The 19,725-nt window shown below is 70.9% G+C and carries 16 protein-coding genes; 5 read left to right on the top strand and 11 right to left on the bottom strand.

What is annotated here, in order from left to right; genetic code table 11:
- Positions 1 to 63 precede the first annotated feature (63 nt).
- The 3 genes from ACWCXB_RS12845 to ACWCXB_RS12835 form a co-directional block, all read right to left on the bottom strand.
- On the bottom strand, positions 64 to 1,056 hold the full coding sequence (locus ACWCXB_RS12845; RefSeq protein WP_450721990.1) for an EamA family transporter: 993 nt from the start codon (positions 1,054 to 1,056) through the stop codon (positions 64 to 66).
- A gap of 292 nt (positions 1,057 to 1,348) precedes the next feature.
- The gene (locus tag ACWCXB_RS12840) at positions 1,349 to 2,908 is read right to left on the bottom strand and encodes a PucR family transcriptional regulator (protein WP_450721988.1); all 1,560 of its coding nucleotides are present in this window, start codon (positions 2,906 to 2,908) and stop codon (positions 1,349 to 1,351) included.
- Positions 2,909 to 3,064: 156 nt separating this feature from the next.
- Complete coding sequence (locus ACWCXB_RS12835) at positions 3,065 to 5,179, bottom strand: ATP-binding protein (RefSeq protein ID WP_450721986.1); 2,115 nt, start codon at positions 5,177 to 5,179, stop codon at positions 3,065 to 3,067.
- Between the two features lie 51 nt (positions 5,180 to 5,230).
- Here ACWCXB_RS12835 and ACWCXB_RS12830 point away from each other — a divergent pair, with 51 nt between their 5' ends.
- The 3 genes from ACWCXB_RS12830 (at position 5,231) to ACWCXB_RS12820 (ending at position 7,881) form a co-directional block, all read left to right on the top strand.
- Entirely contained in the window at positions 5,231 to 5,413 is a 183-nt protein-coding gene (locus ACWCXB_RS12830; protein ID WP_450721984.1) for a hypothetical protein, read from the top strand.
- A 181-nt stretch (positions 5,414 to 5,594) separates the two neighbouring features.
- Positions 5,595 to 6,929, top strand: a complete 1,335-nt coding sequence (gene gabT, locus ACWCXB_RS12825) for a 4-aminobutyrate--2-oxoglutarate transaminase (protein ID WP_450721982.1) — start codon at positions 5,595 to 5,597, stop codon at positions 6,927 to 6,929.
- 124 nt (positions 6,930 to 7,053) lie between these two features.
- Complete coding sequence (locus tag ACWCXB_RS12820; protein WP_450721980.1) at positions 7,054 to 7,881, top strand: phosphatase PAP2 family protein; 828 nt, start codon at positions 7,054 to 7,056, stop codon at positions 7,879 to 7,881.
- Here ACWCXB_RS12820 and ACWCXB_RS12815 read toward each other — a convergent pair.
- The 7 genes from ACWCXB_RS12815 to ACWCXB_RS12785 all read right to left on the bottom strand — a co-directional run bounded on the left by ACWCXB_RS12815 (position 7,820) and on the right by ACWCXB_RS12785 (position 17,014).
- Positions 7,820 to 9,616 carry a chitinase gene (locus tag ACWCXB_RS12815; protein WP_450721978.1) on the bottom strand — a complete coding sequence of 599 codons (1,797 nt, stop codon included), beginning with the start codon at positions 9,614 to 9,616 and terminating at the stop codon, positions 7,820 to 7,822. The genes ACWCXB_RS12820 and ACWCXB_RS12815 overlap by 62 nt on opposite strands.
- Before the next feature lie 201 nt (positions 9,617 to 9,817).
- Positions 9,818 to 11,233, bottom strand: a complete 1,416-nt coding sequence (locus ACWCXB_RS12810) for an NAD(P)/FAD-dependent oxidoreductase (protein WP_450721976.1) — start codon at positions 11,231 to 11,233, stop codon at positions 9,818 to 9,820.
- 20 nt (positions 11,234 to 11,253) lie between these two features.
- The gene (locus tag ACWCXB_RS12805) at positions 11,254 to 12,051 is read right to left on the bottom strand and encodes an ABC transporter permease (RefSeq protein WP_450721974.1); all 798 of its coding nucleotides are present in this window, start codon (positions 12,049 to 12,051) and stop codon (positions 11,254 to 11,256) included.
- A complete protein-coding gene (locus tag ACWCXB_RS12800; protein ID WP_450721972.1) occupies positions 12,051 to 12,980 on the bottom strand; it encodes an ABC transporter permease in 930 nt (309 codons plus the stop codon). Before ACWCXB_RS12800 ends, ACWCXB_RS12805 begins: the two co-directional genes overlap by 1 nt.
- On the bottom strand, positions 12,977 to 14,140 hold the full coding sequence (locus tag ACWCXB_RS12795) for an ABC transporter ATP-binding protein (RefSeq protein WP_450721970.1): 1,164 nt from the start codon (positions 14,138 to 14,140) through the stop codon (positions 12,977 to 12,979). Before ACWCXB_RS12795 ends, ACWCXB_RS12800 begins: the two co-directional genes overlap by 4 nt.
- Positions 14,141 to 14,178: 38 nt before the next feature.
- On the bottom strand, positions 14,179 to 15,426 hold the full coding sequence (locus ACWCXB_RS12790) for a polyamine ABC transporter substrate-binding protein (protein ID WP_450721968.1): 1,248 nt from the start codon (positions 15,424 to 15,426) through the stop codon (positions 14,179 to 14,181).
- Between the two features lie 70 nt (positions 15,427 to 15,496).
- Complete coding sequence (locus ACWCXB_RS12785; protein ID WP_450721966.1) at positions 15,497 to 17,014, bottom strand: gamma-aminobutyraldehyde dehydrogenase; 1,518 nt, start codon at positions 17,012 to 17,014, stop codon at positions 15,497 to 15,499.
- A gap of 175 nt (positions 17,015 to 17,189) precedes the next feature.
- Here ACWCXB_RS12785 and ACWCXB_RS12780 point away from each other — a divergent pair, with 175 nt between their 5' ends.
- Positions 17,190 to 17,762 carry an NADAR family protein gene (locus ACWCXB_RS12780; protein ID WP_450721964.1) on the top strand — a complete coding sequence of 191 codons (573 nt, stop codon included), beginning with the start codon at positions 17,190 to 17,192 and terminating at the stop codon, positions 17,760 to 17,762.
- A 66-nt stretch (positions 17,763 to 17,828) separates the two neighbouring features.
- Here the strand turns inward: ACWCXB_RS12780 and ACWCXB_RS12775 are convergent, their stop codons facing one another.
- Positions 17,829 to 18,581 (bottom strand): DUF4190 domain-containing protein, encoded by a 753-nt coding sequence (locus ACWCXB_RS12775; protein ID WP_450721962.1) that lies wholly within the window; start codon positions 18,579 to 18,581, stop codon positions 17,829 to 17,831.
- A gap of 108 nt (positions 18,582 to 18,689) precedes the next feature.
- Here ACWCXB_RS12775 and ACWCXB_RS12770 point away from each other — a divergent pair, with 108 nt between their 5' ends.
- The gene (locus tag ACWCXB_RS12770) at positions 18,690 to 19,715 is read left to right on the top strand and encodes an adenosine deaminase (RefSeq protein WP_450721960.1); all 1,026 of its coding nucleotides are present in this window, start codon (positions 18,690 to 18,692) and stop codon (positions 19,713 to 19,715) included.
- Positions 19,716 to 19,725 lie beyond the last annotated feature (10 nt).

Below are 19,725 nucleotides of genomic sequence, written 5' to 3'. Positions count from 1 at the left end.
TCGTGGTTTGTCCGCGTTGGAGTGGTCGGTGGGGCGGCCTGGCCGCTTTGGCGAGTGCGCAGGTCAGCGACGGCTTTCCCGGCCGCGGCGTTCCGTGCTGACGATCAGGCACACACCTGCCACGACGACGGCGCCACCGAGAGCGATCGGCCAGGTCAGCTGCTCGTTCAGGATCAGTGCGCCGAGGAGTACGGCCACGACCGGGTTGACGTAGGCGTACGTGGCGACGAGCGAGAGCGGCGCGGAGTGCAAAAGCCACGCGTACGCCGTGAACGCGATGAGCGAGCCGAAGACGACGAGATACGCGAGGGCGGTCCAGGAGCGGCCGGACACCTCGCTGAGCACGAAGCCGTGCTGCTCGCCCCGGCCGAGGCCGACCAGCAGACAGCCGATGCCGCCCGCGACCATTTCGTACGCGCTCGCCGCGAAGGGGTTGGCGGGCATGGGGATGCGGGCGGAGGAGAAGGAGCCGACCGACCACATGACGGTCGCCCCGATCACGGTGAGGACGCCCCAGAGGCGTACGTCGCCGCTCAGCCCGGGGAGGGTCAGCACGGCGAGGCCCGCGAGCCCGAGCAGGACGCCGCTGTACGCGCCGATGCCGGGGCGCTCGCCGAAGGCCCTGCGGAGCACGACGACCCAGGCGGGGACGACGGCGATGAGGAGGGCGGTGAGCCCGGAGGGCACGGCCGTCTCGGCGAGGACGACGAGTCCGTTGCCGCCGAGGAGGAGCAGCAGACCGACGACCGCGGCGGAGGCGAGCTGGGCGCGGGTGGCCTTCAGCGCGGCGGGCCCCTGCCGCCAGGCGATGATCGCGGCGAGGATCAGTCCGGCGGTGATGAAGCGGGCCCCGGCGGACAGGAACGGCGGCATCGTCTCGACGACGACGCGGATGCCGAGGTACGTCGATCCCCAGACGACGTACACGATGGCGAGCGCGCCCCAGACGGCTCCGGATATCCGGCGCCCGGGTGCGGTGGAAGCGGTGGATGCCGCGGCGGTGGTGCGGGGTGCTTCGGCCGCGGGGGTACCGGTGCAGGGAGCAGGTTGCGTCATCGGTCCTTCTCGTCCTCGTCTCGCGGACGGGCGGCGGGTGCCTCCCCGTCGCTGGAGATCACGAGGCAGGACCCTAGTCGTTCAGCAATCAAAAGCCAGAATTTCTGCCCGACTTCGGGCAGCAGAGGTGAAAATTTTTCCCTCCCCGCCCCTCCCGGCTAGGTCGATGTGCGGCTCCCGTCTCCGGGGCGGCGCGTTTCCAGCCCGTCCGTCGCGCCAGGACACCCGGGCCACCTGCGGTACCGGAGAGCGCCCGCAGGGCCGGGCATGGGGCAGGCCGGAGCCCGAAGGGTCACTCGGGGGTCGGACCCGCCGTCGCCTTCAGGGCCAGCCAGAGCTCCATGCGGACGTCCGGGTCGTCCAGGGAGCGGCCGAGGATCTCCTCGACGCGGCGCATGCGGTAGCGGAGGGTGTGGCGGTGGACGCCCAGGTCGGCGGCCGCCGCATCCCACTGACCGTGGCGGGACAGCCAGGCGCGCAGGGAGGCGACGAGGTCGCCGCGGCCGGTCGCGTCGTGTTCGTACAGGGCGCGGAGCATGCCGTCGGCGAAGGCCCGCACGGCGTCGTCGGCGAGGAGCGGCAGGACGGAGCCGGCGGCGAGCTCCTCGTGCTCGACGAGGGCGCGGCCGCGGCGGCGGGCGACGGAGAGGGCCTGCTCGGCCTGCTTGTACGCCGACGCGACGGCGATCGGGCCGGTCGGGGCGGACATGCCGATGACGATGCCCGCCTCTTCGGCCTCCCGTTCCGGGTACGACTCGCAGGCGGCCACGACCGCTCCACCGTCGACCGCCAGGACGACGAGCCGGTCGTCGCCCTCGGGAACGGTCAGCATCGCCTCCCCCGACCGGGACGCCGCGGACTCCAGCGACTCGGCGAGCGCGTGCACGGGGTGCTCGGCGGCCGGGTCCGGCTCGCCCGCCAGCTCGGCGATCAGCAGCCGGAAGGGGGCGTCGAGGAGCTCGCCGTACAGATCCCCGGCGACCGCCCGGGCGTGGTCCGGCTGCCCGGACAGCATCATCCTCAGCACCGCCGCGCCAAGGCGCTGCTCGGCGGCCTGCAGCGAGCGGGAGCGTTCCGTCGTCAGCGTCAGCAGGGCGACCGCGGAATGCACGGCGTACCGCTCGGCCGTCCCCAGCGGGGCGCCCGTGCCGACGGCGAGCGCGCCGCGCACCCGCCGCCCGGTACCGAGCGACTGCAGCTCGACCCGGTCCTCCGTCCCGCCCACGACGGCGCTGGCGGGCGCGGGCCGCTCACGCAGTCGCTCGACGTCGGCGGTGAGCCGGGCCGCGCGCCGGGTGGCCCAGTCGGGAGCGGCCGCGACGACGGCACCGGAAGCGTCGTAGAGCGCGGCCCAGCCGTCGACATGCGCGGCGAGCTTGGCGAGCAGCGCGGCCGGGCCCTCGGCGAGTGCGGCGCGGGTCAGCTCGCGCTGGGCTTCGAAGCCCGCGGTCACGGCCCGGTACTGGTCGGCGGCGATGGCGGCCGACACGGCCTTGCTGATGGCGAGGAAGGGGGTACGGCGCGGCACTTCGAGGAGCGGGAAGTCCTCCTCCTCGGCCGCGTCCAGCAGCGCCTCCGGGATGTCGTCGTAGTTGACGCCGACGGCGAAGCCGAGCCCGACCACTCCGGCGCCGTCCAGTCGCCGCACATAGCGGCGCATCGCCTCGTGGTCCGCGGCATCCAGCGTCATCGCGGTGACGAGGAGCAGCTCGCCGCCCTCCATGTACGGCACGGGGTCGGCGAGCTCGCTGACGTGCGCCCAGCGCACGGGGGTCCCGAGTCGGTCCTCCCCGGCGCGCACGGTCAGTTTGAGCGCGGAGTGCTGGACAAGCTGGGCGAGGGTGACCGGCATGGGACCGCGGGCTTTCGGCAGAGGGTGAGTGCTTCTGGCTTTTTCGCCGTCCCGTATGAACGGCACACCTCGATTCTGCCACCGCGTACGGATAGCCGGGTCAGGTCCGGTCAGCCGGCCAGATCCCGCCTGCCGGTTCACGTCCGGCCGGCCGGGTCAGCTTCGCAGATCCACCAGCAGTGGCGGGGTGTGTTCGCCGCGCACCGACGTGAGGGACAGCACCGCATGCCCGGCGGGCACGGAGTGCGCCAGCTCGGACGCCGACCAGCGCTCCCGCTCGACCTCACGGACCGTCACCGCTTCCGCGGTGGCGGCCTTTCCGGTCACCAGGCGCCGCATGAAGTGCAGCGCCTTGGTCAGCGGCTCGTCCGAGATGATCTGCCGGTTGGTGACGTCCCGGGTCTGCACCCACTCTGTGCCCCAGGTCTCGGCGAAGCGCCCGCCGTCCCATGGCGCGAGCCCGGCGAACGCCATCCGGCAGCCGACCGCGCCCAGCAGCGGCCCGCGCAGCGCCTCGGGCACGTCCTCCAGTGTCCGTAGCGACAGGACGACCCCGGCGTTCGCGGAGCGCAGCCTCTGCACGGCCCGCACCGAGTCCGCCGTGACGGTGCAGGTGGCGTCGTCGAGGACCAGGCAGGCGAAGAGCGAGCGGTCGGTGCGGGCGAGCGCGGCCTCGGTGAACTGGGCGAGGACGAGCCGGGCGATGATCCGGGACGCCTCGGCGTGACCGCGCTCGGGCAGGTCGACGCGCACCCGCAGCGGGTGCTCAATGGCCCGCAGCGAGAACTGCCGGCCGGGCTCTTTCGTACGGAAGAACGGCGCGAACGCGGGCCGGTCGAGGAACGCGATCCGCTCGGCGAGCAGCACACCGACATCGTCCGCGCGCTCCGACTGGCGCCCGCGGGCGTCGAGTTCGCGCAGCTGGGAGGCCTCACCGGCCGCCTCCAGGGCCGTGCGCAGCTCGCCCAGTGCCGCGGGCGCGCCGCCGACGAGGTCGCGCAGCTCCGGCACGGCGGGGAAGTGGCCGTGGACGCTCCGGTACGGCCCGATGAGCTGGGCGAGCGCGGTGGCGGCCCGGCGGCTGTCGACCGCCAGGTCGCCGACGAGCGCCTCGGCGAGGATGCGGGCGGCCTCGTCGGGGTCGTCGGCGCCGCCGTAGAGATCGAGGTCGTGCGTGGACTCGGGCCGCCCGGGGGCGATGACGAGGTCGAAGGCGTCGTCGGGGGCGAGCGCCGTGCCGTGGGCGGTGACGGCGACGACGGCGGCCCGGTTGGCGAGCGCCTGCAGACACATGGCCTCGACGACGGGCCGCACGAGCCGCACGGTCTTCCCGGACCCGGAGGGCCCGACGGCCAGCAGCGAGGTCCCGAGCAGCGCGGGTTCGAGGGCGACTCCGGTGGTGCGGCGGGCGTACGGATTGCGGGGGTGGTCGGCGGCGGTGCCGATCCGCACCTGCCCGGTGGCGAGGTCATGGGCGGCCGTGCGGACGGGCAGGTCCCGTACGCCCGAGGGGTGGGCACACGCGGCGGGGCCGTCGGCGCGGACGGCGTCGGTGAAGGCGGGCAGCCGCTCGGGCCGGGTCCGGACGCCCTGCCAGGCGCGGCGGATCCGGGCGTAGTCGACATCGCCGAGCGTGCCCTTCCTCGTCGCCTCGGCGAGGGTGCGCGCCGCCTCGTCGAGCCCGGCGGCGCGCAGCTCGGGCCAGTCGGCGGGGTCCTCCTTGGGCGGGGGCGGCGGGGCGGGGGCGTCCTTCCTGTGGGCGTACCGGCGCCAGATCTCCGGTACGTGGCCGATACGGGCGAAGAAGACGAGCAGGCCACCGCCGACGAGGGCGTAGTACACATAGCTGGCCGTGGCCCAGACCGGCGGGTCCGCGCGCCAGGAGTCGGGGGTGAGGACGAGCAGCGGCCAGAGCCAGTAGCGGCCGAGGTAGCCGTTCCACAGGAGGGACCAGAGCAGCCAGCCGGAGAGCAGGGCGATGAGGGCGCCCGTGAAGAGCCGCCGGGCGGGGATGAGCTCGGGCTCCTGCTCCGGGCGCGGCCGGTGGCCGAGGCGCCAGAAGCCCGGGTCGGCCTGGGGCCGGGGCGTACGCAGCCAGTCGGCGACGGACGCGCCGGTGGACGGGGCGGGGGCGTGCGAGGGGGCCGGGGGGACGGCGGGCGGCATCGGCGGGGGCCCGGCGGGGCGCGGGACGGATTGCGGGGCCGCGTGCGCGCTCCCGGCGCTGCCCGCCCGCGTACCGCGTGCGTCGTACGTGCCTTCGGTGTCCATGAACCCTGCCCCCTGACCAGCCAGGACCGCGTCTGTGCCACCGTCAATCTAGTGCCCTGCGGCGGGGAGTTCAGCGAGTACGCCACGGGCGAGCCGCTGCAGGGCGGCGGTGATCCGCTCCGGCGTGAGGCCGAGGGTGCGGTGCCGAAGGACCCGGCCGACGCCGGACGCCTCGTCGCGCCGGCACTCGTCGTCGGTGGAATGGTCCTCGCCCCGGTCGCAAACCCCGAGTGAACGGTGATCCTGGAAAGAGCCCCCGACACTTCCGGAGGGAATCCCGAGGCGAACCGCTCTATGTCCGTGACGGACAACGACACGCCCCCACCACTCCCGAACGGAGCATGCCCGACCCCCGGACCCGGACCTAGCCTGCGAAGAAAGCAGAAGTGCGTCCGAAACACCCCCAGGAGCCCTCATGACCGCAATCCCGCAGGAGCGCCGCGTCGTCACCGCCATCCCCGGCCCGAAGTCGCAGGAGCTGCAGGCCCGTCGTCTCTCCGCGGTCGCGGGCGGCGTGGGTTCCGTGCTGCCGGTGTTCACCACCCGCGCCGGTGGCGGCATCATCGAGGACGTCGACGGCAACCGCCTCATCGACTTCGGCTCCGGCATCGCCGTGACCTCCGTGGGCGCCTCCGCCGAGGCCGTCGTGCGCCGCGCGTCCGCCCAGCTGCAGGACTTCACCCACACCTGTTTCATGGTCACGCCGTACGAGGGCTATGTAGAGGTCTGTGAGGCCCTCGCCGAGCTCACCCCGGGCGACCACGCCAAGAAGTCCGCGCTGTTCAACTCCGGCGCCGAGGCCGTCGAGAACGCCGTCAAGATCGCGCGTTCGTACACCAAGCGCCAGGCCGTCGTTGTCTTCGACCACGGCTACCACGGCCGCACGAACCTCACGATGGCGCTGACCGCCAAGAACATGCCGTACAAGCACGGCTTCGGCCCGTTCGCCCCCGAGGTCTACCGCGTCCCGGTGGCGTACGGCTACCGCTGGCCGACCGGCCCGGAGAACTGCGGCCCGGAGGCCGCCGCCCAGGCCATCGACCAGATCACCAAGCAGGTCGGCCCCGACAACGTCGCCGCGATCATCATCGAGCCGGTCCTCGGTGAGGGCGGCTTCATCGAGCCGGCCAAGGGCTTCCTCCCGGCGATCGCCCAGTTCGCCAAGGACAACGGCATCGTCTTCGTCGCCGACGAGATCCAGTCCGGCTTCTGCCGCACCGGCCAGTGGTTCGCCTGCGAGGACGAGGGCGTCGTCCCGGACCTGATCACCACGGCCAAGGGCATCGCGGGCGGTCTGCCGCTCGCCGCCGTCACCGGCCGCGCCGAGATCATGGACGCCCCGCACGCGGGCGGCCTGGGCGGCACCTACGGCGGAAACCCGGTGGCCTGCGCCGGTGCGCTCGGCGCCATCGAGACGATGCGGGAGCAGGACCTCAACGGCAAGGCCAAGCGCATCGAGGAGGTCATGAAGGGCCGCCTCGCCACCATGCAGGAGAAGTACGAGATCATCGGCGACATCCGCGGCCGCGGCGCCATGATCGCGATCGAGCTGGTGAAGGACCCGGCCACCAAGGAGCCGAACCCCGAGGCCGCCGGCGCGCTCGCCAAGGCCTGCCACGCCGAGGGCCTGCTCGTCCTGACCTGCGGTACGTACGGCAACGTGCTCCGCTTCCTGCCGCCGCTGGTGATCGGCGAGGACCTGCTGAACGAGGGTCTGGACATCCTGGAGGCCGCGTTCGCCACGGTGTGACCCCGGCGGCTGGGGGGTGACCCCCAGTAATCGCGCGCTCCCTGTGAAGAAGGTGTGGGGGGCCGATGGCGGGATGGAGTTCCGGCTGTTGGTCCCCCCTCCTGCTGACGTACGGTTTCTGCAGATGAGAGAAACACCCCGCCCGCAGGGGACTGCGAGCGATTCCAGGCCGGAGCATCCCCAGCCCCGACCTGGCCGTGCCCTCGCGCACACCACCGGAGCCTCTGGGTCCGGAACTCCTCACCGATCGGATGGCCGCCCGCCCCAAACCCCCCGGGGCGCGCGGCAAACCGATCCAGGCGGCCGCCTCGGAACCACCCCCCCTGTTCCGGGGCGGCCGGCTCTTTCCCGGGCTTCCCAGGTTTCGCTGGTCTCCCTGCTCTCCCCGGCGCTCTGCGCCGTCCTCTTCGCGCTGATCACCTGGCAGGTCGCCGCGCACGGTCCGCTGCGCGCCCTGGACGAGCGCGTGGACCGTGCGGTCGTGGGCGACGGCCCCGCCGGGCTCACCGAATTCCTCGCCGACCTCGGCAGCATGCCGGTCGCGCTGCCGGTGCTCGCCGCGGCGGTCACGTACGCGCTGTACAGGCGGCGGCGCCACCATGCCCTGGCCGTCGTCCTCGCCATGGCCCTCGTGCCGGCTCTCGTCGCCCCGCTCAAAGCACTCACCGACCGTCCGGGGCCGCTGACCGCCGAGACCGGCTACTACCCGTCGGGGCACGCGGCCACGGCGATGGTGGCGTACGTCGGTGCGGCGCTGCTCATCGGCAGATGGCTGATGCCCGTCGCCGTCATGCTCACGGTGGCGACGGGCATCGGCCTCGTCCTGCGTGGTTACCACTGGCCCCTGGACGTGCTGGGCAGTTGGTGTCTGTGCGGGGTGCTGCTGCTGGTCACCAGGAGTACGCGTCGAAGTTCCGGGAGAACTCCCAGCCTCCGAACCGGTCCCAGTTGACCGACCAGGTCATCAGCCCGCGCAGCCCCGGCCATGTCCCATGGGTCTGGTAAGAGCCGCAGTTGGTGTGCTTCGTCAGACAGTCCAGCGCCTTGTTGACCTCGACGGGCGGCGTATGGCCGTTGCCCGCATTCGTCGTGGCGGGCAGGCCGATCGCCACCTGATCCGGGCGCAGGGCAGGGAAGAACCTCGACTGGTCCTTGGCGACCGGGAAACCGGTGAGGAGCATGTCGGTCATGGAGACGTGGAAGTCGGCGTTCCCCATGTTGTGGTACTGGTCGTCGAGCCCCATGATCGGGCCCGAGTTGTAGTGCTGGACGTGGAGCAGGGTGAGGTCGTCCCGCAGGGCGTGGATGACCGGGAGGTACGCCCCGCAGCGGGGGTCCTGGCCGCCGAACGGCCCGGAGCCGTAGTACTGGTAGCCGAGCTGCACGAAGAACGTCTCCGGTGCCATGGTCAGCACGAAGTCGTCGCCGTACTTGGCCTTGAGGGTCTTGAGCGCCGAGATCAGGTTGACGACCACCGGGGTGGTGGGGTTGCGGAAGTCGGTGTCGCCCGCGTTCAGGGACAGTGAGTGGCCCTCGAAGTCGATGTCGAGGCCGTCGAGTCCGTAGTCGTCGATGATCTTCGATACGGACGAGACGAAGGTGTCGCGGGCGGCGGTGGTGGCGAGCTGGACCTGGCCGTTCTGGCCGCCGATGGAGATCAGGACCTTCTTGCCCGCGGCCTGCTTGGCCTTGATGGCGGCCTTGAAGTCGGCGACGGACTCGACGTTCGGGCACTCGCTCGCCGGGCAGAGGGTGAAGCGGATGTCGCCGGAGGTCACCGAGGTCGGTTCGCCGAAGGCGAGGTTGATGATGTCCCAGGAGTCGGGCACGTCGGCCATGCGCGTGTAGCCGGAGCCGTTGGCGAAGCTCGCGTGGAGATAGCCGACCAGGGCGTGTGCGGGCAGGCCGGGCCCGGGGCCGCCGCCCGGCGTCGTCGTCGCGGTGACGGCCGTGGACTTCGGCGACTCACCCGCGCTGTTGGTGGCGGTGACCTGGAAGCTGTACGAGGTGGAGGCGGCCAGTCCCGTCACGGTGGCCGAGGTCCCGGTCACCGAGAGGATCTTGGTGCCGCTGCGGTAGACGTTGTAGCCGGTTGCTCCGGGGACGGGTGACCAGGAGAGCGGCACGGTGGAGGAGGTGGGGGTGCCGGCGGTGAGCCCGGTCGGCGCCGCCGGGATCCCGACCGGGGCGCCGCCCGGGCCGAAGAGGGAAAGGTCGTCGGCCTGGTAGGCGCCGGTGCCGTACCAGCCGTGCGAGTAGATCGTCACGGAGGTCGTACTGGCACCGGTGGTGAACGTCGTCGTCAGCTTCTGCCAGTCGGGGGCCGACTGGGTCCAGGTCGACACGTCGCTGGTGCCGGTGCCGGACGCCCCGAGGTAGACGTAGCTGCCCCGCACCCAACCGCTGAGCGTGTACGAGGAGTTGGGCTGCACGGTGACGGTCTGCGAGCACTTGGCGTTGTCGCTGCCGGCCGGGGTCGCCTGCAGCGCCTTGCTGCCGCTGTGCACGGGGGACGAGACGACCGCACCACTGCCCGCCGTACAACTCCAGCCGTCCAGGCCGGACTCGAAGCCGCCGTTGCGCGCCAGCTCGGCGTCTGCCGCCTGTGCGGTGTGGGCGGACGCGACGAGTCCGCTCGCGGCGAGGAGGGCCGCCACGACGACGGCGAGGGGTCTGGTGCGGGCCACAACTGCCTCCGGGGGTGGGGGATTCGAGGTGGAGCCCGGCAAAAGATGGTCCAGACCAATCAGGTTGTCAAGACCTCCGACACCGCACCGGTGCGCTCACACCTCGCCCTGCTCGGCGATCGCGGCCGCTGCGCGGGACACGAAAAGGATCGCCGCCTGTACGCCAGGGGCGCACAAGCGGCGATCCGTCAAAAGCGGGTGTCAGCTGTCGAAGCCGAGGCCGAGGCGGTCCATCACCTTCAGCCACAGATTCCGCCGCCCGCCGTTGGCGTCCGCGCGGGCCAGCGACCACTTGGTGATGCCGATCCCGGCCCAGGCGACCGGCTCCGGCGGGAACGGCATCGGCTTCGTGCGCACCATCTCCAGCTCGGTGCGCTCGGTGCGCTCGCCCGCGAGGAGGTCGAGCATCACCTCCGCGCCGAAGCGCGTGGCGCCGACGCCGAGTCCGGTGTATCCGGCGGCGTACGCCACCTTCCCGCCGTGGGCCGTACCGAAGAAGGCGGAGAAGCGCGAGCAGGTGTCGATCGCGCCGCCCCAGGCATGGCTGAAGCGCAGCCCCTCCAGCTGCGGGAAGCACGTGAAGAACTGGCCGGCCAGCTTCAGATACGTCTCGGGCCGGTGGTCCATCTCGGCGGTGACCTTGCCGCCGTACGGATAGATCGCGTCGTAGCCGCCCCACAGGATGCGGCGGTCGGCGGTGATCCGGAAGTAGTGGAACTGGTTGGCGCTGTCCCCGAGTCCCTGACGGTTCTTCCAGCCGATCGAGTCCAGCTGGGCGGGCGACAGGGGCTCGGTCATCAGCGCATAGTCGTACACCGGGACGGTGAACGGGCGGACCCGCTTGACCAGCGACGGGAAGACGTTCGTGCCGAGCGCAACGCGCCGGGCGAAGACCCGGCCGTACGAGGTGCGAACGGCCATCCCCGCGCCGGAGGCCGAGAGGTCGAGGGCGCGGGTGTTCTCGTACACCCGCACGCCGAGGTCGAGACAGGCCTGCTTGAGGCCCCAGGCGAGCTTCGCCGGGTGCAGCATGGCCACTCCGCGCCGGTCGAACAGTCCGCCGAGGAACGTCGGCGAGTTGACCTCGGCCCGCACGGCGTCCTGGTCCAGCAGCTCCAGTCCGTCGCCGAAGCCGAGGCGCTCGGCCTCCTCGTACGTCTCGCGGAGCTCTTCGAGCTGGTGCGGTTCGGTGGCCACGTCGATCTCGCCGGAGCGCTCGAAGTCGCAGTCGATGCCGTAGGTGCCGACGGCGGCCTCGATGGCGTCGAGGTTCCGCGCGCCGAGCTCCTCCAGCTTCACCATCTCCTGCGGCCAGCGGGCGAGCCCGTTGCCGAGGCCATGGGTGAGCGATGCGGCACAGAAGCCGCCGTTGCGGCCCGAGGCGGCCCAGCCCGCCTCGCGGCCTTCGATCAGTACGACATCCCGCTCGGGGTCGCGCTCCTTGGCGAGGAGCGCGGTCCACAGTCCGCTGTAGCCGCCGCCGACGACGAGGAGGTCGGTCCGCTCGTCGCCGGTGAGGGCGGGCAGGGGGTCGGGCTTGCCGGGGTCTTCCAGCCAGAAGGGGACGGGCTGGGCGTCGGAGAGTGATGAGGCAAAGGTCATGGCAGCTGGGGCCATGGTTTCCACTCCTTCAGGACCTATTTCGCTACTGCTGTTTTCTTCCGCCGGTTGCTGATCGCCTGGCCGGCGACAACGACGATGACGGCGATGGCGAACATGGCCGTACCGATGACGTTGATCTGGACGGGCGTACCGCGCTGGGCCGAGCCCCACACGAACATGGGGAAGGTGACGGTGTTGCCCGAGTTGAAGTTGGTGATGATGAAGTCGTCGAAGGAGAGCGCGAAGGACAACAGCGCGCCCGCCGCGATACCCGGGGCCGCGATCGGCAGGGTGACCCGGAGGAAGGTCTGCACGGGACCGGCGTAGAGATCACGCGCGGCCTCCTCCAGACGCGGGTCCATCGACAGGACGCGCGCCTTGACGGCGGCGACGACGAAGCTGAGGCAGAACATGATGTGGGCGATCAGGATCGTCCAGAAGCCCAGCTCGATACCCATGTTGAGGAACAGCGCCAGCAGCGAGGCGGCCATCACGATCTCGGGCATCGCCATCGGCAGGAAGATCAGCGAGTTGATCGTGCCACGCGCCCGGAAGCGGTAGCGGACCAGCGCGAAGGCGATCATCGTGCCGAGGACGGTCGCACCGAGGGTGGACCAGGCGGCGATCTGGAGGGACAGCGAGAGCGAGCCGCACAGGTCGGCGACCCCGCACGGGTCCTTCCAGGCGTCGAGCGAGAACTCCTGCCAGGTGTAGTTGAACCGCCCCTTGGGGTTGTTGAAGGAGAACACCGTCACGACGACGTTCGGCACGATCAGGTAGGCGAGCGTGCCGAGGCCCGCGATGACGACGAGGTTGCGTCGGAGCCACTGCATCAGACCAGGTCCTCCGTTCCGGCGCGGCGGATGTAGACCGTGACCATGATCAGCACGACGGCCATCAGGATGAAGGACAGCGCGGCCGCTGTCGGGTAGTCCAGGATCCGCAGGTACTGCGACTGGATGACATTGCCGATCATGCGGGTGTCCGTGGAGCCCAGCAGCTCGGCGTTGACGTAGTCGCCGCTCGCCGGGATGAAGGTGAGCAGCGTCCCGGAGACCACGCCCGGCATGGACAGCGGGAAGGTGACCTTGCGGAAGGTCGTGGCGGGCGTGGCGTAGAGATCGCCCGCCGCCTCGTGCAGCCGGGTGTCGATCCGCTCCAGCGAGGTGTAGAGCGGAAGGATCATGAACGGCAGGAAGTTGTACGTCAGACCGCAGACGACCGCGAGCGGGGTGGCCAGCACCCTGTCCCCCTCGGTCATGCCCAGCAGGCTGGTGACGTCCAGGATGTGCAGGGCGTTCAGCGTGTCCACGACCGGTCCGCCATCCGCCAGGATCGTCTTCCAGGCGAGGGTGCGGATCAGGAAGCTGGTGAAGAACGGCGCGATGACCAGGATCAGCAGCAGATTGCGCCAGCGGCCCGCCTTGAAGGCGATGAGGTAGGCGAGCGGGTAGCCGAGCAGCAGACACAGCGCGGTGGCGGTGCCGGCGTACAGCAGCGAGCGCAGGAACTGCGGGTAGTACTCCTGGAAGGCCTCCCAGTAGGTCTGGAAGTGCCAGGTGACCTCGAAGCCCTTTTCGAGCGAGCCGGTCTGCACCGAGGTCGAGGCCTGGTAGACCATCGGCAGCACGAAGAAGACCAGCAGCCACAGGACGCCGGGCAGCAGCAGCCAGTACGGGACCAGCTTGCGGCGGACCGAGGGCTTGTGGACGGGTGGTTCAGCGGTGGCGGCCACCGGGGGCGGCGCTTCGGTGACGGTCATGCGCTCTCCTCGACCGTCTCGACACCGGCGTCGATGTCCTGATCGGCGTCGAGGCCGAAGGTGTGCTCGGGGTTCCAATGCAGCACGACCTCGGCACCGGGCACGAGGCGGGAGTCGCGCTCGATGTTCTGTACGTACACCTCCAGCTCGGGGCAGACCGGGCTGTCGATGACGAACTGCGTGGAGACGCCGATGAAGCTGGAGTCGGCGATCCTTCCGGTGATCCGGTTGCGGCCGTCGGCGATGTCTCCCGCGTCGTCGGCGTGCGCGAGCGATATCTTCTCGGGCCTGACGCCGACCAGCAGCTTCCCGCCGCTGCGGGGCTGGGTGGCGACGCGCTGGGCGGGCAGCCGCAGCTTGGCGTCGGCGGCCGAGACGAGGATGTCGCTGCCGCCGGTCTCGGCGACCTCGGCCTCGATGAGGTTGGAGGTGCCGAGGAAGTTGGCGACGAAGGTCGTCTGCGGGTTCTCGTAGAGCTCGGCGGGCGCGCCCAGCTGCTCGACCCGGCCGCCGTTCATCACCGCGACCGTGTCGGCCATGGTCATGGCCTCCTCCTGGTCGTGCGTGACATGGACGAAGGTGATGCCGACCTCGGTCTGGATGCGCTTGAGCTCCAGCTGCATCTGGCGGCGCAGCTTGAGGTCGAGGGCGCCGAGCGGCTCGTCGAGGAGGAGCACCTGGGGGTGGTTGATGAGCGCGCGGGCGACGGCGACGCGCTGCTGCTGGCCGCCGGAGAGCTGGTGCGGCTTGCGGTGCGCGAAGTCCCCGAGCTGGACCAGCTCGAGCATGTCGTCGACCTGCTTCTTGACCGACTTGATGCCGCGGCGGCGCAGTCCGAAGGCGATGTTCTCGGTGATGTTCAGGTGCGGGAAGAGCGCATAGCTCTGGAAGACGGTGTTGACCGGGCGCTTGTGCGGCGGCAGGGCGGTGACGTCCTTGTCGCCGAGGAAGACGGTGCCGGTGGTGGGGTCCTCCAGTCCGGCGATCATGCGGAGCGTGGTGGTCTTGCCGCAGCCGGAGGCGCCGAGCAGGGCGAAGAACGAGCCCGCCGGGACGGTCAGGTCGAGCGGGTGCACGGCGGTGAAGGAGCCGTAGGTCTTGCTGATCCCGGAGAGCCGGACGTCGCCGCCCTCGGTCTTCGAAGTCTTCGAATCAGTCATGGGTCGCGTTCCCAGTGGTGTCGGTGGGCAGGGGGAGGTCAGGCGCCGATGAGCTTGGCGAACTTCTCTTCGTACGCCGTCTCTTCCTTGCTGCTGAGCGAGCGGAAGGCGTGGGACTTGGCGGCCATGGCCTTGTCCGGGAGGATCAGCGTGTTCGAGGCCAGGGCGGGGTCGATCTTCGCGAGCTCGTCCTTCACCCCGTCGACCGGGCAGACGTAGTTGATGTACGCGGCCAGCTGCGCGGCAACCGGAAGCTCGTAGTAGTAGTCGATGAGCTTCTCGGCGTTGGTCTTGTGCCGGGCCTTGGCCGGGACCAGCAGGTTGTCGCTGGAGGTGATGTAACCGGCCGACGGGATCGCGAACTTGATGTCCGGGTTGTCGGCCTGGAGCTGGATGACGTCACCGGCCCAGGCGAGACAGGCGGCGAGGTCGCCCTTGTCCAGGTCCGAGGTGTAGTCGTTGCCGGTGAAGCGGCGGATCTGCTTCTTGTCGACGCCCTTCTGGAGACGGCCGATCGCGGCGTCGTAGTCGGCGTCGGTGAACTTCCCGGGGTCCTTGCCCATGTCGATCAGCGTCATGCCGACCGAGTCGCGCATCTCGGTGAGGAAGCCGACCCGGCCCTTGAGCGTGGGGTCGTCCAGCAGCTGGGTGACCGAGTCCACCTTGCGGCCGCCGGTCGCCTTGGAGTTGTACGCGATGACCGTGGAGATACCGGTCCAGGGGTACGAGTAGGCCCGGCCCGGGTCCCAGTCGGGGCTGCGGAACTGCGAGGACAGATTGGCGAAGGCGTGCGGCAGGTTCGACGGGTCGAGCTTCTGCGCCCAGCCGAGCCGGATCATCCGGGCGGCCAGCCAGTCGGTGACGCAGATCAGGTCTCGGCCGGTGTCCTGGCCGGCCGCGAGCTGCGGCTTGATCTTGCCGAAGAACTCGACGTTGTCGTTGATGTCCTCGGTGTACTTGACCGTGATCCCGGTGCGCTTGGTGAACGCCTCCAGGGTGGGACGGCTCTTCTCGTCCTCACTGATGTCCATGTACTCGGTCCAGTTGGAGAAGGCTATGCGCTTCTCCTTGGCCGAGTGGTCGTCGGAGACCGCTGCGTCGCCCTCCCGCTTGGCGGGCGGGATGCCACAGGCGCTCAGCATCCCGGCACCGCCGATGGTGAGGGCGCCGACGCCTGACGCACGCAGCAGCGAACGGCGGGAGAGGGCGCCCCGGCCGTTCGTCATACTGCGCTGCACAGCGGCCAGCTGGGCCGCGGAGAGGCGGTCGGACTGGTAGTGCTCCATGCGCTGTTCCCTTTCGGGTGGATGAGGCCGCTGGTCGGGCGGCGAGCCACGCGGCAGTAGCCGCAGGTCCTTACGGTCGGTCCCCGAAGATGGTGCGGTGCCAGTCCTTCCTGATCACCGCGGTGTTGTCGTACATCACGTGCTTGACCTGGGTGTACTCCTCGAAGGAGTACGCCGACATGTCCTTTCCGAAGCCGCTGGCCTTGTATCCGCCGTGGGGCATCTCGCTGATGATCGGAATGTGGTCGTTCACCCAGACGCAGCCCGCCTTGATCTCGCGGGTGGCCCGGCCCGCGCGGTACACGTCACGACTCCAGGCGGAGGCGGCCAGACCGTACGGGGTGTCGTTGGCGAGGGCGATGCCCTCGTCGTCGGAGTCGAAGGGCAGGACGACCAGGACCGGGCCGAAGATCTCGGACTGGACGACCTCGCTGTCCTGGGCGGCGCCCGCGATCAGGGTCGGCAGGTAGTACGCGCCCTTCTCCAGGTCCCCGCCGGGCGCCTGCCCGCCGGTGACGACGGTGGCGTACGAACGGGCCCGCTCGACGAAGCCCGCGACCCGGTCGCGCTGGGTGTGCGAGACGAGCGGACCGAGATCCGTGGACGGGTCGAAGGGGTCGCCGAGCCGTACGGTCGCCATCAGATCGGCGACCCCGGCGACGAACGCGTCGTACAGCGGGCGCTGGACGTAGGCGCGGGTCGCGGCGGTGCAGTCCTGGCCGCTGTTGATCAGTGAGCCGGCGACCGCGCCGTGCACGGCGGCCTCCAGGTCCGCGTCGTCGAAGACCACGAAGGGGGCCTTGCCGCCGAGCTCCAGGTGGAGCCGCTTGACGGTGGCGGTGGCGATCTCGGCGACGCGCTTGCCGACCGCGGTCGAGCCGGTGAAGGACGTCATGGCCACGTCCGGGTGCCCGACGAGACGCTCGCCGGCCTCCTTGCCGGCGCCGGTGACGACGTTGACGACACCGTCGGGGATGCCGGCCTCGGCCGCGGCCCGGGCGAACATCAGGGAGGTCAGCGGGGTGAGCTCGGCGGGCTTGAGGACGATCGTGTTGCCCGCCGCGATGGCCGGGAGGACCTTCCAGGCGGCCATCTGGAGCGGGTAGTTCCAGGGCGCGATGGAACCGACGACGCCGATCGGCTCGCGGCGTACGTACGAGGTGTGGTCGCCGCTGTACTCCCCCGCGGACTGCCCTTGGAGATGACGCGCGGCACCGGCGAAGAACGCGGTGTTGTCCACGGTGCCCGGCACGTCGAACTCGCGGGTCAGCTTGATCGGCTTGCCGCACTGCAGCGACTCGGCCTGGGCGAAGTCCTCGGCCTGCTCGGCGAGCACGGACGCGAAGCGGTGGAGGGCGTCGGAGCGCTCGCCGGGGGTGGCTCCCGCCCAGCCGGGGAACGCCTCGCGCGCGGCGGCGACGGCGGCGTCCACGTCGGCGGTGCCCGCCAGCTCGTACTCGAGGACCTGCTCTCCGGTGGCAGGATCGACGACGGTGTGGTTATGTCCCGATGTGCCCGGGCGCAGCTGCCCGCCGACGTACTGTGCGCCGGCCTTGAAGCGGTCCTGTGCCTGGAAGCGGTTGCCCATGACGCTCTCCGTTGTTCCAGCTCTAAGTGAGTGCCGATCCTGACAGAGCCAACCTTCGCCAACAAGTGATTCCGTAGTTGCCTTTTGGTTACGCGACGGAATCGGTCGACCATGTGTCGCGCGAGAGCGGTCATCCGCGTACGGAGTGTCAGTGGCGGGTGCCAGACTCGCCTGCATGGGGATCACCAGCACCACCGCAGAGGCTCTGATCGAGCAGGCCGCCGGCGGGAGACGGATCAAGTATCTGCACTTCTGGGGACATACGCCGCGCCGCGACGGTGCCATCGGCGCGAGCTGCCTGAGTCAGTGGTGGCAGTCGCCGTTCACCGTGGACGGGATCGAGTACGCGACCGCCGAGCACTGGATGATGGCCGGTAAGGCGCGCCTCTTCGGTGACGAGGACGCGGAGCGCAAGGCCGTCGCGGCGACGAGTCCGGCGCTGGCGAAGAAGACGGGCCGTCTCGTGCGTGGCTTCAGCGACGAGATATGGGAGCGCGAGCGGTTCGGGATCGTGGTCGAAGGCAGCGTGCACAAGTTCGCCCAGCACGCCGACCTGCGGGAGTTCCTGCTCGCGACCGGGGACCGGGTGCTGGTGGAGGCGAGCCCGCTGGACCGCGTCTGGGGAATCGGCCTCGCCGCGGACGACGAGCGGGCCCATGACCCCGCGCGGTGGCGGGGGCTCAATCTGCTCGGCTTCGCACTGATGGAGGCGCGCGAGCGGCTGCGGGCCCCGCAGGCCGAGGCCTGAGCCCGGGGACGGACGGCCGGGCGGCGCGGGGGGCCGCCCGGACGGTCCCGTCCTGTCAGGCACCCATCAGCGCGGGGCGGCGTCGACGACCAGCGTCGTCGCCCAGGGGTCCTCGTCGACGCCGCTTTCCTCCCACTTGTCGGCGTTCACGATGATCCAGGCGAAGAACGCGATGATGGCGAGTCCCAGGGCGATGCCGACGGAGCCGAGGATGATCCCGGCGAGGGCCTGGCCCTTGTTGTTCGCCTCGCCCCGCTGGTACCGCTTGCGGCCGAGGATGCCGAAGATCAGGGCGAGCACACCCAGAATCAGGCTGGGGATGCCGTACATGCAGAAGAGACAGACGGCGAGGATGCCGAGCACCATCGCGGCCGTGCCCATGCCGTTCTGCGGCTGGGTGCCCATCGTCCAGGAGCCGGAGTAGCCCGGGTATCCGGGGTAGCCGTAGCCGGGTGCACCGGTCTGTGTGCCCGGCGCGGCCGGATAGCCGTAGCCCGGGGTGCCACCGGCCGGGGTGCCGGGCGCGGCCGGGTAGCCGTACGGGCCGGGGGCGGGCTGTGCGGGCCCGCCCGGGGCTATCGGCGGCGGGGGTACGGCTCCGGCGTCCCCGGTCCCCGGCCCCGTGCCGGGCACCCCGGCCGAGGGCATCGACGTCACCGTCGGCTGGTCGTGGACGGCGGGGCGGCCCGGCTGTGCGTCCGGCGTCTTCTTGCCGAGGTCCACCCTGTCCTGCTTGTCCTGGGGCGCCCGGCGCTCCGGCGGGGCCCACGGGTCGTTCGGCTCGTATCCAACCGGCGGCTGGTCGCTCTGGTCTGGCATGGGCCCTCCCCCATCGTGAATTTGTCATGCTACGGGCTGCGCGCCCCGCGGCACCCACCCCGCCTACGATGATCCCTGACCCGGACGGCTCAGCACACGGAGGACCCGATGACCGATCTGCACCCCTTCATCGCGGGGCTGCCCAAGGCCGAGCTGCATGTCCACCATGTCGGTTCGGCGTCGCCGCGCATCGTGTCCGAACTGGCCGCCCGGCACCCGGACTCCCAGGTTCCCACCGACCCGGAGGCCCTCGCCGACTACTTCACCTTCACCGACTTCGCGCACTTCATCGAGGTCTACCTCTCGGTCGTCGATCTCGTCCGCACCCCCGAGGACGTCCGGCTGCTGACCTTCGAGGTCGCCCGCGACATGGCCCGGCAGAACATCCGTTACGCGGAGCTGACCATCACACCGTTCAGCTCGACCCGCCGGGGCATCCCCGAGCGGGGCTTCATGGAGGCGATCGAGGACGCCCGCAAGGCGGCCGAGTCCGAGCTCGGCGTCATCCTGCGCTGGTGCTTCGACATCCCCGGCGAGGCGGGGCTCGACGCGGCCGAGGAGACGGCGCGGCTCGCGGTCGACCTGCGCCCGGAGGGCCTGGTCTCGTTCGGCCTCGGCGGACCCGAGATCGGCGTACCCCGGCCGCAGTTCAAGCCGTACTTCGACCGGGCCATCGCCGCCGGGCTGCGGTCCGTGCCGCACGCCGGTGAGACCACCGGGCCCGGGACCGTCTGGGACGCGCTGAACGACCTGCGTGCCGAGCGCATCGGCCACGGCACCAGCGCCCCGCAGGACCCGAAGCTGCTGGCCCACCTGGCCGAGCACCGCATCCCGCTGGAGGTCTGCCCCACCTCCAACATCGCCACCCGGGCCGTGGCGAACCTCGACGAGCACCCCGTCAAGGAGATGGTCGCCGCCGGAGTGCTGGTGACCATCAACAGTGACGACCCGCCGATGTTCGGCACCGACCTCAACAACGAGTACGCGGTCGCCGCCCGGCTGCTCGAGCTGGACGAGCGCGGCGTCGCCGCGCTCGCGAAGAACGCGGTCGAGGCGTCGTTCCTCGACGCGGCCGGAAAGGCGCGGATCGCCACCGAGATCGACACGTACACCGAGCGATGGCTGGCGAAGTGAGGTCCGCCCC

Source organism: Streptomyces sp. NPDC001514 (genome assembly GCF_053597075.1).
This window is presented reverse-complemented; position numbering and strand designations above follow the sequence as displayed.